The organism is Lentilactobacillus parabuchneri DSM 5707 = NBRC 107865, assembly GCF_001435315.1.
Lineage (GTDB): Bacteria > Bacillota > Bacilli > Lactobacillales > Lactobacillaceae > Lentilactobacillus > Lentilactobacillus parabuchneri.
Map to the genome: position 1 here is coordinate 22766 of NZ_AZGK01000019.1, position 14554 is coordinate 37319.

Annotated in this window: 14 protein-coding genes; 13 read left to right on the plus strand and 1 reads right to left on the minus strand. The window is 33.8% G+C overall.

Features of this window, described 5'->3' with window-relative positions:
• Positions 1-20: 20 nt before the first annotated feature.
• Complete coding sequence (locus FC51_RS10945) at positions 21-2174, minus strand: AAA family ATPase (protein WP_057911320.1); 2154 nt, start codon at positions 2172-2174, stop codon at positions 21-23.
• Between the two features lie 181 nt (positions 2175-2355).
• Here FC51_RS10945 and FC51_RS10950 point away from each other — a divergent pair, with 181 nt between their 5' ends.
• The 13 genes from FC51_RS10950 to FC51_RS11010 all read left to right on the plus strand — a co-directional run bounded on the left by FC51_RS10950 (position 2356) and on the right by FC51_RS11010 (position 14315).
• Entirely contained in the window at positions 2356-2940 is a 585-nt protein-coding gene (locus FC51_RS10950) for a recombinase family protein (protein ID WP_014940867.1), read from the plus strand.
• A 243-nt stretch (positions 2941-3183) separates the two neighbouring features.
• A complete protein-coding gene (locus FC51_RS10955) occupies positions 3184-4308 on the plus strand; it encodes an IS256 family transposase (RefSeq protein WP_225355076.1) in 1125 nt (374 codons plus the stop codon).
• Positions 4309-4579: 271 nt separating this feature from the next.
• The gene (locus FC51_RS10960; RefSeq protein ID WP_003561311.1) at positions 4580-5551 is read left to right on the plus strand and encodes an LCP family protein; all 972 of its coding nucleotides are present in this window, start codon (positions 4580-4582) and stop codon (positions 5549-5551) included.
• A 29-nt stretch (positions 5552-5580) separates the two neighbouring features.
• Positions 5581-6438: a YveK family protein gene (locus FC51_RS10965; RefSeq protein WP_057911321.1), complete on the plus strand. Its 858-nt coding sequence runs from the start codon at positions 5581-5583 to the stop codon at positions 6436-6438.
• 24 nt (positions 6439-6462) lie between these two features.
• Complete coding sequence (locus tag FC51_RS10970; RefSeq protein WP_057911322.1) at positions 6463-7218, plus strand: CpsD/CapB family tyrosine-protein kinase; 756 nt, start codon at positions 6463-6465, stop codon at positions 7216-7218.
• 22 nt (positions 7219-7240) lie between these two features.
• Complete coding sequence (locus FC51_RS10975; protein WP_057911323.1) at positions 7241-8008, plus strand: tyrosine-protein phosphatase; 768 nt, start codon at positions 7241-7243, stop codon at positions 8006-8008.
• A 69-nt stretch (positions 8009-8077) separates the two neighbouring features.
• Positions 8078-8734: a sugar transferase gene (locus FC51_RS10980; RefSeq protein WP_057911331.1), complete on the plus strand. Its 657-nt coding sequence runs from the start codon at positions 8078-8080 to the stop codon at positions 8732-8734.
• Between the two features lie 12 nt (positions 8735-8746).
• Positions 8747-9196, plus strand: coding sequence for a PssD/Cps14F family polysaccharide biosynthesis glycosyltransferase (gene pssD, locus FC51_RS10985; protein WP_057911324.1), 450 nt, complete (start codon positions 8747-8749; stop codon positions 9194-9196).
• A complete protein-coding gene (locus FC51_RS10990; RefSeq protein ID WP_057911325.1) occupies positions 9196-9687 on the plus strand; it encodes a glycosyltransferase in 492 nt (163 codons plus the stop codon). The genes pssD and FC51_RS10990 overlap by 1 nt, the downstream gene beginning before the upstream one ends.
• A gap of 25 nt (positions 9688-9712) precedes the next feature.
• Complete coding sequence (locus tag FC51_RS10995) at positions 9713-10474, plus strand: glycosyltransferase family 32 protein (protein WP_057911326.1); 762 nt, start codon at positions 9713-9715, stop codon at positions 10472-10474.
• Between the two features lie 31 nt (positions 10475-10505).
• The gene (locus FC51_RS11000) at positions 10506-10814 is read left to right on the plus strand and encodes a hypothetical protein (protein ID WP_057911327.1); all 309 of its coding nucleotides are present in this window, start codon (positions 10506-10508) and stop codon (positions 10812-10814) included.
• Positions 10815-11336: 522 nt separating this feature from the next.
• Entirely contained in the window at positions 11337-12443 is a 1107-nt protein-coding gene (locus tag FC51_RS11005; RefSeq protein ID WP_057911328.1) for a glycosyltransferase, read from the plus strand.
• A 762-nt stretch (positions 12444-13205) separates the two neighbouring features.
• Positions 13206-14315, plus strand: coding sequence for a hypothetical protein (locus FC51_RS11010; RefSeq protein ID WP_057911329.1), 1110 nt, complete (start codon positions 13206-13208; stop codon positions 14313-14315).
• Positions 14316-14554: the final 239 nt, after the last annotated feature.

Below are 14554 nucleotides of genomic sequence, written 5' to 3' on the forward strand. Positions count from 1 at the left end.
TTGATATGGAGCCCCACAGTTCATTTTGCAAGGCTACTTAACCATTTTAAAATATCGTGCTTATTACTCTTATTCATTAAATCTCCTGCCATTTGTTCAACATGAAATCTGTCTTTGTTATATAAAACTTCAAGTAGAAATCTGATGTTACGTTGTAACTCACGCGATGAAATTGAATTTTCATCGGCAAACGTCATTCCGTGAGATAATGAGTTTATAACATCCAACATATTTTTAAAATCATCATCAGCATTATCCGGGATTCGATAAAACTCTTTTAATTTGTCATGCTCTCTATTTGTTGTATATTCTATTCTATAATGTGTTCTAGCATGTGATTCAAATAGCAAACGTGCTTTGTTGCCATAAGAAATATAGTTATCAGTGGGAAGCTTCTCTTGTGGTATTAGAGCAAATTGAAACACATCCTTAAAATTTGCTTGATAATAATCAGAATAATTCTTTTTCTCATCGGGGCCTGCAATACTAATTGAACTATTTCCCTGACCATTTTTACTAATTTTGAACCATTCTGTCTTTTCTTTATTTGCATTAAAACCAAAATTATGAAAGTCTAAAGACGAATGGGTAAATATAAATAATTGACTATCCAACGAAGATAATTCTTTTATAAGCTTATTTACTAATTCCGTTAAATAATATCTATTATTAATATCTAAGCTTGTAATTGGATCATCTATTATGATTAAATCCACACCTGGAGCTAGTGATTTATAAGGCTTATCAAATAAGTCAAAATAAAATTGTAAAAATCCTAATAATCGACATTCACCCTCACTTAAATCTTTTGTGCTAAGTTTTTCATCAGATATAGTGCTTTTTACCAGATAGTGTTGGTCATCTTGCATTATTTTCAGTCTGAAATTTAATCCTAATAAAGCGAATTGATGGTTCGATAGGTCTCTGAATGTTTTTAAATCAGATGTTTCAGATTCTTTCATTGCTATCCATTTATTATTGTCACGGATAATCATGGTATATTTATCAATTAGGTCTTTTGCTTTTTGAATACCTTCTATAATTTTGGGAATTTCGTTGTTTTCTTGTAATTGATTTCCCACCCATGATTTAGCGACAGACTCGATTTGAGATAACTGTGCATTAATACTCTTAATCTTTTCACGATAACTGGAAATATTTTCCTGTAATGAATCGTAAAAATTTGAAAAATCAGAAAAATTAATATCATTTACAGGTATAGGGATAGACGTATCTTTAACTTTGCTACCTATTTTTACTCTCATATCGTCAATAAAATTAATAACAGATTCTGTATCGAATTCACCAAAGTTGGTTTTTATTGTTAATATTCTTTCTCTTATACTATTCAAATCCTTATCCATGATTTGCAAAGCTTGGATATATTTTGCATGTTCATTGTTCACTTTCTCTTCAATTTCTTTAGCGATCTCAGGGCCATCAAATTTATTTCCACAAAATCTACAAATTTCATCGTGATTTGCCATATTATGTACATTTAAGCCCTTACTGATCCACTCTACAATTTCATTTGTTATGTTTTCAGAAGGATTCGGTATCGGCTTTGCCATTGCTTCTGAAAATTTATCAAAACGATCTTTATTAATTGGAGATTGTAAATTGAGATTGTCAATCTCAGTTTGATATAGTTTTATTTGTTGTTCCAATTCTTTTGAAGAGTTAGGTATTGACAGATTGGGATGTATATCCCTAATCCATAAGTGAAGTGCTTCGACCGGATTATTTTTAGCATGTTGCTTTTGCTTTATATTTTTTGAGAGATCAAAATGTTTTTTAGCTTGTGCTAATGTATTATTCAAAATGATAAACAAACTTTTATTTTTTTCATCAAGGGCCCTTTCAAATTCATTTATTTTATTTTGAATATTTTCATTAGCATCTTTGATACTCATTACACTTTTTTCAATATCCACCGCTGTCTGACCTACAGTCAGCTTTACACCTTTTAAAGAATCTTGAGTTAATATATTCTTTTGCACGTATTCTGAATTAAAAATTCTTGAGTTACTTAAGTCAGTTTCTACTAACCATCTTGCCAATGAAGTTTTCCCACTACCATTTGTCCCAAAAATAATATTTATTTTCTTAAATTTATCTTTTGAAGAATAATCGTTAAAAGACTTACTATTAATATTCATAATTTCTTGGATCATTTTATCGCCCCGTAATTATGTTTTATTAGAAAATTTAGATTATCTACTTAGTAATACTAGCATAGTCGATTATAATAAAGAAACTTTGATCGTTAAGGTATACCCTAATGGTCTTTTTTACTTCTGTGCTATACTAGGAATTACAAGTGTTCATTAGAACTGTCCAAAGGGAGAATTGGAAATGGCTAAAATCGGTTATGCGCGTGTGAGTTCCAAGGAGCAACATTTAGATCGACAGTTAGCGGCTTTAAAAGACGTTGATAAATTATTTACGGATAAATTAAGTGGGGCTAACACTAATCGGCCAGAACTGCAAAAAATGCTGGCCTATATTCGTGAGGGTGATATTGTAATGGTCACTGAATTAGATCGCTTAGGCAGAAACAACCATGATTTGACTAAGATCATGAACTCCATTCAAAATAAGGGTGCCACCCTAGATGTGTTGAATTTACCGTCCATGACAGGGATTGCTGACCCCAATTTACGTCAACTCATGACCAACCTCATTATTGAACTTTATAAATACCAAGCTGAAAGTGAACGTAAGCGGATCATTGAGCGTCAGCAACAAGGGATTTCCCTAGCCAAACAGCAGGGCAAATATCATGGTCGCAAGCCTCAATACGCTGAAGATGATCCCCGTTTGTTACATGCCTTTAAACTTTATCAAAATGGTATGAGCGATGTGGATGTGGCTCGAAATACTGGGATTAAGCGGACAACCTTTATTCGGTATCGAAAGAAATTCAGTGTGTATAGATAAATTTCTCATTAAATAAGCAGGGCAGTGAAGAAAAAATTTAAATAGGAGTGAAATAACAGATATATGGAAATAAAAGAGAGCGTAAAATATCTTGTGTAAATGCATAAAAGATTTCTGAATTGTATAGAAATAGGGAATGCCTTCCCTTATGATATTTAGTAATCACAGAAAACATCACAGGAGGCATTCCCCATGAATGAACTTACCACAGAAATTATCGCTGCACTAGCCCAAAAGTAAGATTTGGACGAAGTTTTTCGTCACCACATCGAAATTGCGATTAACCAGCTGCTTCAAACCGAATTGGCAGAGTTTTTGGGTTACGAACGCTACTCATACGCTGGGATTAACACTGGTAATAACTGCAACGGCAGTTATGAGCGCTCGTTTGATACGAAGTACGGCCAACTTAACTTAACCATTCCTCGAGATCGCAATGGCCGGTTTGAAAATCATACCTTGCCAGCCTACGGTCGGCACAGTGATAATTTAGAAACAACGGTCATTCAGTTGTATACCAAGGGAATTACCACTGCTGAAATTGCCGAACTCATTGAGAAAATGTACGGTGCTCACTACTCCAAAGCCACGGTTTCCAACATGACTAAAGCCGTCAATGAACAGGTTCAAGCTTTCCAGCAACGTCGACTGGCTTCACAATATGCGGCCATCTTCTTAGATGCCACTTACTTGCCGTTAAAGCGGGATACCGTTCAAAAAGAAGCCGTTCATATTGCGATTGGCATTCGTCCGGATGGTACGAAAGAAGTGTTGAACTACCAAGTGGCACCAACGGAATCGACTGGAATCTGGACTGAACTGCTGGGAACCTTGATCAAGCAGGGCGTTAAAGATGTGCTGTTGTTTGTGGCCGATGGGTTAGTTGGTTTGGATGAAGGCTTGAATCGGCATTTCCCTAAAGCCAAACGACAACGTTGCCTGGTTCATGTTGGGCGGAATCTGATGAACAAAGTTCGCGTAAAAGACCGCAAGGCCGTGATCAGTGACTTTAAACAAGTTCATCGGGCCGCCAACCGTGAAGCAGCCGAACTGAAACTGAATGAGTTCGCCAACAACTGGCATCAGACCTATCCAAAATTAATCGAAGATCTGCTTAAAATGCCGAATTTACTCACTTTCATGGACTTTCCACCAGCCATCCGGCAATCACTATACTCCACTAACCTGATTGAGAACTTTAATAAGCATCTCAAGCGCACCACCCACCACAAAGAACAATTTTCAACGGAAGATTCACTGGATCGCTTCCTGGTTTCTCAGTTTAATGTTTATAACGAGAAGTCTCTGAAGCGGATCCACCGAGGGTTCAAAGGACTCCAGGACACCTTGGAAGCATCATTTATTTAAGTTAGATACATATTATATGTACGAAGGCATTTCATTTACACAAGATTCTTGACGCTACCTAAATAATTTTTCTACATTAAAACGTTTATTATTATCTGGGTGTTAGCATTATTTTTGTATTAAAGCCATTCCCATTTTAAAAATTTGTAGTTAATTAGTAGACAGAAATAATGAAATGTTTAGTTATATAATGACAATTGACTATTTATTAAATAAATGTAAAAATTAGGGCTGTATTTATAATTTTAAGCTTTGGTTAAGTTAGGAGCGTATGAAGAAAGTGCCTGTTAAAAAGAATTTGCATAATCATAGAAAACATAATCAATATAAATTCAAAAAAATATTTTGGTTGTTTCTATTATTGTTATTGATTTTAGGGGTAGGTGTTGCTGGAATTGCCTATCGTAATATTTATAGGGCAACCACTATTGTTTACAAAAAAGCGAATGCTCATAAAGAACGAAACGCTGGCAAGTTAATTGATAATAAACGCCCTATTTCTATTTTACTTTTAGGAACTGATACAGGCGCTCTTGGTCGCACGTATAAGGGGAGAACTGATACGATGATTATTATGTCAATTAATCCTCAAAAACAGAAAACTGTTATGATGAGTTTGCCACGCGACATGAAAGTTAATTTATCTGGGTATTCGGAGTATTCTCCCGCTAAAATTAATGCTGCTTACACTTATGGTGGTACTAAAGAATCTATCGATACGGTTCAGAAATATTTAAAAGTCCCGATTGATTACTATGTTTTAGTTAATATGGGAGGGCTAAAAAAAGCTATCAACCAAGTTGGCGGAGTTACTGTAGTTTCACCACTTACTTTTACATATTTAGGAGACCATTTTGTTAAGGGAAAGAAGTATCATTTATACGGGAATGATGCATTAAAGTTTTCCCGTATGCGGTACAGTGATCCACAAGGTGATTATGGACGACAATTACGTCAACGGTTGATTTTAACAGGCCTATTAAAAAAATCGTTTTCGTATAGGACTTTCCTGTCTAGCAGTTTTTTAAAAACAATTTCTAACCAAGCTCAAACTGATTTGAATCGTTCTCAAATGTTTGGTTTATCAATAAACTATCGTAAAGCTGGTAACCATGTTGTTTCTGATCATGTTCAAGGAGTAGGTAAGGAAATTGGTGGTCAAGATTTTGAAGTGGTTTCAAAATCTGAATTGATAAAATCATCAAATATTATTCGAAATAATTTAGGATTGACGCGTTATTAATTCTATATATAAATTTTTTGGAGGACAGCATGGAAAATTATTTGGACCTTCGCCAAATATTAGGGATTATTCGTAAACATATTATCTTTATCATAATTAGTTTTATCCTTTGTTTAATTATTGCTGTTGGTTTAGAGAAGTTTGTTATTACACCCCAGTTTACTTCGACTGCTCAAATTTTGGTTAATCAAAAAAAAGATACTTCAGTTCCAGGGGCAGCTTTTCAGGATCAGCAAGCTGATGTTCAAATGATCAGTACTTATAAGGATATCATTACAAACCAATTGGTTTTGAAAACAGCTAGTGAGCGATTAGCTAATCCTGTCAAAGTAATTCGTTCAGCACGAAAGGCTCGATACCATGTTTCAGCAAATGGTCATCGTCACTTAATTAAAGCATCACGGCCAGCTGTTGTTAAATCAACAGGGACTCCTTATGATGTGAGCGTTAAACAATTACAGGGAGCTATTTCTGTTACTAATCAACAAAACTCACAAGTTTTTGCTTTAAATGTGGAGAGTGATGATCCACAAAAATCAGCTGCAATCGCTAATACAGTTGCACAGGTTTTTAAGCAAAAGATTCGTCGAATTATGAGTATTAATAATGTCACCATTGTTTCTGAGGCGACACCTGTAAAGCAGAAGTCGTTCCCTAAAACTTCAATAGTGTTACTAGCTGGGGCGGTAATTGGCTTACTGGTTGGTCTTGGCTATGCGTTCATTAGAGAATTAACAGATACAACAATTAAAGATGATGAATTTTTAACCAATGAGTTAAAATTGACTAATTTGGGTCACATAGCAGAAATTCGTAAAATACATGGTTCACATTTGGCTAATAAACGTCATGAAAAGCATCTTAAACCGAATCATCGAAGAGTTTAAATTTTAATTATGTAGGAGAAAATTATGAACATTTTTCATCGTAAAGAAAAAAAGCTTTCCACCGATACTTTAAGGAATGGTGTGAAGCTAATTACTGATGTTGATCCTAAAGACGTTGTTTCCGAACAATTTCGTACAGTTAGGACAAATATTAATTTTTCAGCAGTTAATCAAAAGTTAAAAACAATTATTTTTACTTCTTCGGCAGTTAGCGAGGGGAAATCAACTGTTTCCGCTAATTTGGCGGTCATTTGGGCTCAGCAAGGGCAGAAGGTTCTATTTATTGATTCAGACTTGCGACGTCCAACTTTGCATACGACATTTGGTTTATTAAATACCAATGGCCTATCCACGGCTTTATCCACTGATATAGATTTCAATTCAGTAGTGCAAAAGACGGAGATTGATAATTTATCTGTGATCACTAGTGGTCCCATTCCACCTAATCCATCAGACCTGTTGGCTTCTAATCGGATGAAAGAATTAATTTCTTATTTTAAGAAAATCTATGATGTGATTATTTTAGATGTTCCGCCATTATTGTCAGTTACTGATACGCAAATTATTGCAGCTCAGGTTGATGGGGTGGTGTTGGTAGTGCGCCAAGGATTAGCACAAAAATTAGCTATAAAGCGCTCAACTGAACTCTTAAAAATGGTTAAAGCCAATTTATTAGGTTATGTATTAAATGACGTTGCACCTAAGAATGGGTACGGTTATGGCTACGGTTATGGCTATGGTTATGGCTATGGGTACGGTTATGATAATGAGGGTAAATAGTTGCCAAGGGATATGATATAAAATGATTGATTTGCATTGTCATTTGCTTCCAGGGGTGGATGACGGGTCTAAAAGTATGGATATTTCTTTGAAATTAGCTAATGATGCAGTAAGGGATGGCATCGACTATGCATTATTAACGCCGCACCATATGAATGGTGTTTATCTTAATCATAAAAGGGCAGTTATTCAGCAAACACAAGAGTTTCAAATGGAGCTTGATAGACACAAAATTCCACTCAAAGTTTTCCCTGGGCAAGAAGTTAGAATAAATGGCGATTTATTAACCGCTCTTGATCAAGATGATATTTTATTTGCTGATGAGGGTGGGCAATACTTAATGTTAGAATTTCCGGATGACGATATCCCAAATTATACTAGTAATATGATTTATGAACTTATGCAACGGGGAATCATACCGGTTATCGTTCATCCAGAACGTAATACTAAGATTATGAAACAACCAGATATTTTATATGATTTGTTAAATAAAGGTTGTCTTTCTCAAATAACAGCTGGCAGTTATGTTGGAATCTTTGGTCACAAAGTACAAAAATTTAGTAAACAATTAATTCAGTCTGGACAAGTATACATTTTTGCTTCGGATGCTCATAATTTACCTAATCGTAAATATGAAATGACCAATGCTTTTGCAAAATTGGGTAATGAATTTGGGAATGACTATGTATCCAAATTTAATGAAAATGCCAAAAGAATAATTAATGGTGATAATATTCTATCCAATGATTTTTCTAAAATAAAAACACATTTGTTTCATTTTTTTAAATAAGGGGGAGGTGATGTATACTTTATGCAAACTGAGAGACGTAGTGGAGGAGATCCTAAATACGGTCATCCAATGACAGATAATAACGTAGTCGTAGTAAATAAGGAACGAGTTGAGCGACGCTTCTTTTATCATTTTTTCAAAAGATTTTTTGATATATTATTAAGTATAATTGATATCATTCTTTTAACCCCTGTATTTATTATTACTGCCATTTTGATAAAAGTTGACAATCCAGATGGTCCAATAATTTATTCTCAAATTAGAATTGGGAAGAATGGACACCCTTTTAGAATGTATAAGTTTAGATCAATGGTTGTAAATGCTGATAAAATGTTAAAGGGCTTACTAGATCAGAATGATATAGAGGGCGCTATGTTTAAAATGAAATCGGATCCGCGAGTCACTAAAATTGGTCGAACTATTCGAAAATATAGTATTGACGAACTCCCACAATTACTAAATGTAATTAAGGGAGATATGTCTTTAGTAGGGCCTAGGCCTCCGTTAAAAAGAGAGGTGGAGGATTATACTGAATATGATAAACAACGGTTATTGGTTGTCCCAGGATGTACAGGAATTTGGCAAATTAGCGAAAGAAATAAAGTTGGATTTCATGAAATGGTGAAATTGGATATTAAGTATATAAATAGTTCAAATTTGTGGCTTGATTTTTTTATATTGTTTAAAACTATTTGGATAATTTTTTTCCCTAATAGTGCATATTGAGAGGAGACTATGATGAAAATTTGTTTGGTTGGATCAAGTGGTGGTCACTTAACACATTTACACATGTTAAAAAGATTTTGGGGGAATAAGGATAGGTTCTGGGTAACTTTTCCCAAAGAGGATGCTGAATATTTATTAAGTAAGGAAAAAACATACCCGTGTTACTTTCCTACCAATAGAAACATTAAGAACCTGATAAGAAATACTTTTTTAGCTTTTAAAATCCTTATAAGAGAAAAGCCTGATTTAATAATTTCTTCTGGGGCGGCAGTCGCAGTTCCCTTCTTTTATGTTGGAAAAATTTTGGGTATCAAGACTATTTATATAGAAGTATTTGACAGAATAGATAAGCCTACCTTAACTGGAAAATTAGTTTATCCGATCACTGATTTATTTATAGTGCAGTGGAAAGAAATGAAGAAGATTTATCCGAAAGCTAAATATTTAGGGAGCATATTTTAATGATTTTTGTTACTGTAGGTACTCATGAACAACCATTTAATAGACTAATAAGGAAAATAGACATATTAAAGGGACAAAATAAAATTATGGATGATGTATTCATTCAAATAGGTTATAGTACCTATATTCCTAAATATTGTCAATATAAGAGATTTATTTCACAATCAAAAATGGAGTGCCTTATTAAAATGTCCACTATAGTTATTACACATGGTGGCCCATCTTCCTTCATTGGGGCATTGAAGCAAGGTAAAATGCCCATAGTAATACCACGACAGAAAAAATTCAATGAACATGTTAATAACCATCAACTCCTTTTTTGCAAAGAGTTGCAAAAAAGGGGCTTTCCTATAAAAGTAGTTATTAGCGAAAACGATTTATATGAAGTAATCAATGATATGCAATATACTGAAAACAAGAAATTTCACAGTAATAATAAAAGATTTAACCAGGAACTAGATGCTTTAGTGAAAAATATGTTTAATAGTTAGTAGATTATTTAAGGAGTAGAATTATATGATACCTAAAGTTATTAATTACTGTTGGTTTGGGGGAAAAGCCTTGCCAAGGAAGGTTAAATTGAACATAGATTCATGGAAAAAATTTTGTCCTGATTATAAGATTATTCAATGGAACGAAAAAAATTTTGATGTTAATAAATATTGTTTTGCCAGAGAAGCCTATGAAAAAAAGAAATGGGCATTTGTATCAGATGTAGCCCGTTTAGATATTATTTATAAACATGGTGGGATTTATCTGGATACTGATGTTGAATTAATTAAAAGCTTAGATCCGGTGTTAAATGCCCAAGCCTATTTTGCTTGTGAAGATCGTTTTTCTGTCGGTACTGGTCTTGGATTTGGATCTGTTAAGAAAAATGAATTTATTTTGTCTAATCTTAAAGAATATAAAAATAAGCATTTTATAAATTCTAATGGTTCATTAAATGAAATACTTTGTGTTGACGTGACAACACATTTGCTTTCATTGATGGGTTTTAAAGCTAATGGATCTAAGCAAATAATAAATGGGATGGTTATTTATCCAAGCTCTTATTTTTGCCCTATCCAGCTTGGTCACCGAAATAATAAGGTATCATCTAATACTATATCTATACACCATTATAGTGCATCTTGGAAGGAAGCATCTGATAATATTAAAGGAAGCGACAGAATGATTATCTTAAAAAAATATATTAAGCATTATGTTGATTATATATGTGGATATGGTACATATAATAAATTCAAAAAAATATTAAGGATGAAAAATAATTTTTGATAATTAAAATAAAATTTTAGGAGCAAATGGATTGGATTCTGAAAATATGAATAAAAATATTGGAGTAATAGCAACTAAAGTATTTATTTTTACAGCAATTACTATTTCTATAATTGCAATCCTAAATGGGGCAAATATAATTTCTAATAATATTGCACCTATTATTCAGGTATTGTCTATTGTACCAATTTTGATATTAGTAGTGAATTCAAATAATCGTTTTAGTATTACTTGGAGATCGGTTGTTTATTTGGATGAGAATATACCATCGTCATACCAGAAGATACTGAGATTTGAATTATACATGAATAATGAAAAATCGGTGGCTTATACTTCATAATCAATATTATGATGGAGTAATTGTATGGAATAAAGTGCGATATCCTCGAATGTTTTTATTTTCTTGATATCGACTAGTGCGCTTGTAGGTGGGATTGCGTTTCAGATGTTTGTAACCTCCCTGCATTCAATTATATAAGAGGTTCGGAAATATTCAGTTTAATATTCGATGGTGTTTTTATACTCCCTTCTTGACCATAATTGTGAATCAGGAACCGCATATAGTTCTTGAAACTATAATGATTAGTACGGTATGATGAGTATTCAGATATTCAGTATGTCTTGCGTTAGGCATACTATTTAGCGGTATTCTTGTGCTGGAATACTTTAACGTATTGTTTAAGCATGGTATTAGATTTGGCGTATTTATCATTTGACCTATCGAAGGTCACAAGAATTTGCGCATCTTAGTTAAACGACTTGAAGCTGGTTCTGTATATCAATGACATGGATGGACCAGGGGTAAAATGGGCAGACATTGTGATTATAGAACATCATTTTTTATGAAAGAACAAGGAAGACTATGAAAACTAAAGTGTTAATTGTTATTCCCAGACTGGGCGGTACCGGGGGGACTGAAACTGTTTTACTTTCGTGGCAGAAATATTTCTCTAATCATAGCGATGTCAAACTCACAGTCCTGGCCCCACAAGGGTTGCGAGTGACTGCATATGATCGTCCAATCGCTAAAATCGTTGAGCCTGTATCTAAAATACCGGTGCCTGCCCAACGATTGTTGATGATTCCAAGAATATTATGGGCATTGCATAAGAATCAATATGATGATGTTATCTGTACAACGTCTAAGTTGATCAAGATGATAGCTGTTTTGAAAAAATTATGCATGCCAAAACATCGGCATTTTAGACTCGTGTCATGGATACATTCTTCCCTCTATGATGAACCTTCCATTACTATTTCAGACTTGCAATATGCTGATGCACATTTAGCCATCAGCTCTGGAATTATCAGCCAAATGCAACAAAATAAGATTACCGGTAAAAAATACCTGATTTTTAATCCAGTATCTGAATCTAAAACTGATGATGTCTCAAGTATGAGTGTGGTGAATGATCACATAAAAATCGTAAAGTTTGTCTATATTGGTCGGGTGATGTGGGAGGGGCAGAAAAATTTAGCCGAATTATTTTCTGCCCTTGATAAGGTGTCTGGAAATTGGCAGTTAGAAATTTTCGGCACAGGGGACGCAGCGGAGATAGATCATGTTAAGAACTTCGTCAGCAATCACCAATTAGAAAAGCATGTAATTATACGTGGTTGGGTTGCAAAGCCATTTGACAACCTTGAATGTGATTACCTAGTATTGACTTCCAAGTACGAAGGTCTTCCGATGGTTTTGATTGAAGCTCAGCAACATGGGATTGCATGTATATCAGCGAATTGTCCCACCGGTCCCGACGATATCATTACGTTGGAGAGTGGTTATTTGTATGAACCAGGCGATATTGATCAGCTATCAGGAATCTTGCAACGGTGCATTGACGCACCAACAGTACCGTTTGATCCGAGAAAGATTCGAGCGCTGTCGAGTCGTTTCGCTGAAGGTAAATATTTCGAGAATGTCGAGCGAAGTCTAAACATGATCAATACGTCGAACAGGAAAGGCTGAGCATGGCCAAGGGAAAAGTAAAAAAACTAGCGAGCAACTTAGGCATGTTTGCCATTGGAAATCTAGGAAGCAAATTAATCAGCTATCAAAAGGTAAATGAAAAATCGTGGTTTTGCAATGACGAAGGCCTATCAAGTATTAAACGAAATGGATTCCCAATATCCTGAACGTTTTGCAACCAACGCTCGGAATTTGTTGAACGGCGATAAAATTAAAGCTAGAAGAATTGAAGTACCACGTAAGCAACGTAAACATTGGCTGTCTTAGAATAGTTGATGAGTAAGCGATATGATGTATATGTTGAAAATTATTATATGCGTAATATATATTGAATTTATTACGCGTGAATTCTTTAGCAAATGAATAACAATTTAGGTAAAAGATAACCATCTTAAAAAAGTTTCTAGGCGAAGTAGTATTTGAAGTCGTGTTGTGAATTAAATAATCTGTCACCAATTATAATTTGAGCACTCATACTTATGGATTCAATAAGCATCAAGACCAGTTGATTAGAGTGTATTATGAAGACCGTTCCATGAACCCTCTAACTATGAAAAGACTTTAATCCGTTTAGAATACTCTGGACCAATAATCACGCAAGATTTTCGATTGTCAATCAGTCATGGACAATCGAACGGGCTTTTATTGACTAGAATACTAATTAATAATAGGTCAAAAGTGCTGCACGTGATTTGAAAAATTTGGCAGTTAGGTCTATTAAAGAATGTAATTTATTTAGTGAAGATTTTAGGAGTGTGCAGGGTGAATCACAAAAGTATCGATATAAATATTGGATCCGAAGCAACTAAAATATTTATTCTTGTTTCAATTACCATTTATATAATGGCAATCTTAAACGGTGCTAATATAATTTCTAATAGCTTTTCGGCTGCAATTCAGGCTCTCTCCATTATACCGATTCTGATATTAACTTTAGTCGTACAACGCCAAATCAGTATTACTTTTATATTTGCTGTTATAGTCTCTATAGCAATTTGCATTATAAATGAGTCTGTTTATATGTTTTCCGGTACAATGATGATTGTATTTATTTATACGCTAAATAGTATACCAGATATAGACTATCAGAAAATGTTAAAATGGATAGCTTTTACATCAATGACAACATTTGGAATGGTTGTGGGGATTAACTTATTAACTGGTTGGGGCTCGAATAACTATGAAATGTGGAGGGTAGATGGATTTATATTTAGAAAGTCATTAGGCTTTTCTCAGCCTAATGCTACAATGTTACTATGGCTTTCAATTGTATTGACTATTTGTTCTATTTATAGAAAATCACAAAGATTGTTAACAATCTTTGTTGGTGTGTCAACTTATTTTATTTATAGCCAAACGCAATCTAGAACCTCAACATATGTCATTATGTTGTATTGTCTTTCGATACTGATTATAGGGAAACACGTCTATGATAGGGTTGGAAAAACGCTCTCTAAATTGGTATGTATTATATTACCAATTCTTTTCTTTCTCATATCTTTTTATTCGTTATTACATCCATATTCTGAGTGGCTGAATGCACTCTTGTCAGGTAGATTAAGCTTATACCAACAATTTTATGATACTTATGGTATACATCTCTTGAACACGCCTGAGCTTGAGAATGCAATGTTTGATAATGGTTATTTACAATCTTTATTGGCCAAAGGAGTTATCTTTACAATTCAATTATTGTTTATTCTGATTTCTATAGGTTGGAAAGTGAACCGTATGAGAATCAAAGACATTCTTTTGTTTGGCATGTATATATCAATAGCCTTTACAGAAACAGCCTTGCAACATTTTGAGCTTTTTTTGCCTATAGCAATAATGTTTGCAGAAGCACATAAAAAAGAAGCATTAAATTATTAATAATTACGTAAATTGTATAAATAGTATGTATACTTTATAACAATGGAGTGTTTTAATGAATCTTTTGTTTAGTCAATGTCACATTACATTGAAAATTTAAAAAATGTAACTTTTTTGCGTGTGAATAGCTATGTACAATGATTTTCTGGGTGGCAGACTAATCAAGCATAAAATAGCTTATACTAGTTGATAACATCCCGTGATAATTATTAAGAAGCTGTCCAAGATCTATGATTTTT

What these genes read in the sequence shown, in the direction of transcription:
- FC51_RS10950 (WP_014940867.1), top strand. Translation starts at nt 2,356, where the DNA reads ATGGCTAAAATCGGTTATGCGCGTGTGAGTTCCAAGGAGCAACATTTA.
- FC51_RS10980 (WP_057911331.1), top strand. Translation starts at nt 8,078, where the DNA reads ATGACAGATAATAACGTAGTCGTAGTAAATAAGGAACGAGTTGAGCGA.
- FC51_RS10995 (WP_057911326.1), top strand. Translation starts at nt 9,713, where the DNA reads ATGATACCTAAAGTTATTAATTACTGTTGGTTTGGGGGAAAAGCCTTG.
- FC51_RS10970 (WP_057911322.1), top strand. Translation starts at nt 6,463, where the DNA reads ATGAACATTTTTCATCGTAAAGAAAAAAAGCTTTCCACCGATACTTTA.
- FC51_RS10965 (WP_057911321.1), top strand. Translation starts at nt 5,581, where the DNA reads ATGGAAAATTATTTGGACCTTCGCCAAATATTAGGGATTATTCGTAAA.
- FC51_RS10960 (WP_003561311.1), top strand. Translation starts at nt 4,580, where the DNA reads ATGAAGAAAGTGCCTGTTAAAAAGAATTTGCATAATCATAGAAAACAT.
- FC51_RS11005 (WP_057911328.1), top strand. Translation starts at nt 11,337, where the DNA reads ATGAAAACTAAAGTGTTAATTGTTATTCCCAGACTGGGCGGTACCGGG.
- FC51_RS10990 (WP_057911325.1), top strand. Translation starts at nt 9,196, where the DNA reads ATGATTTTTGTTACTGTAGGTACTCATGAACAACCATTTAATAGACTA.
- FC51_RS10945 (WP_057911320.1), bottom strand. Translation starts at nt 2,174, where the DNA reads ATGATCCAAGAAATTATGAATATTAATAGTAAGTCTTTTAACGATTAT.
- FC51_RS10975 (WP_057911323.1), top strand. Translation starts at nt 7,241, where the DNA reads ATGATTGATTTGCATTGTCATTTGCTTCCAGGGGTGGATGACGGGTCT.
- pssD (WP_057911324.1), top strand. Translation starts at nt 8,747, where the DNA reads ATGAAAATTTGTTTGGTTGGATCAAGTGGTGGTCACTTAACACATTTA.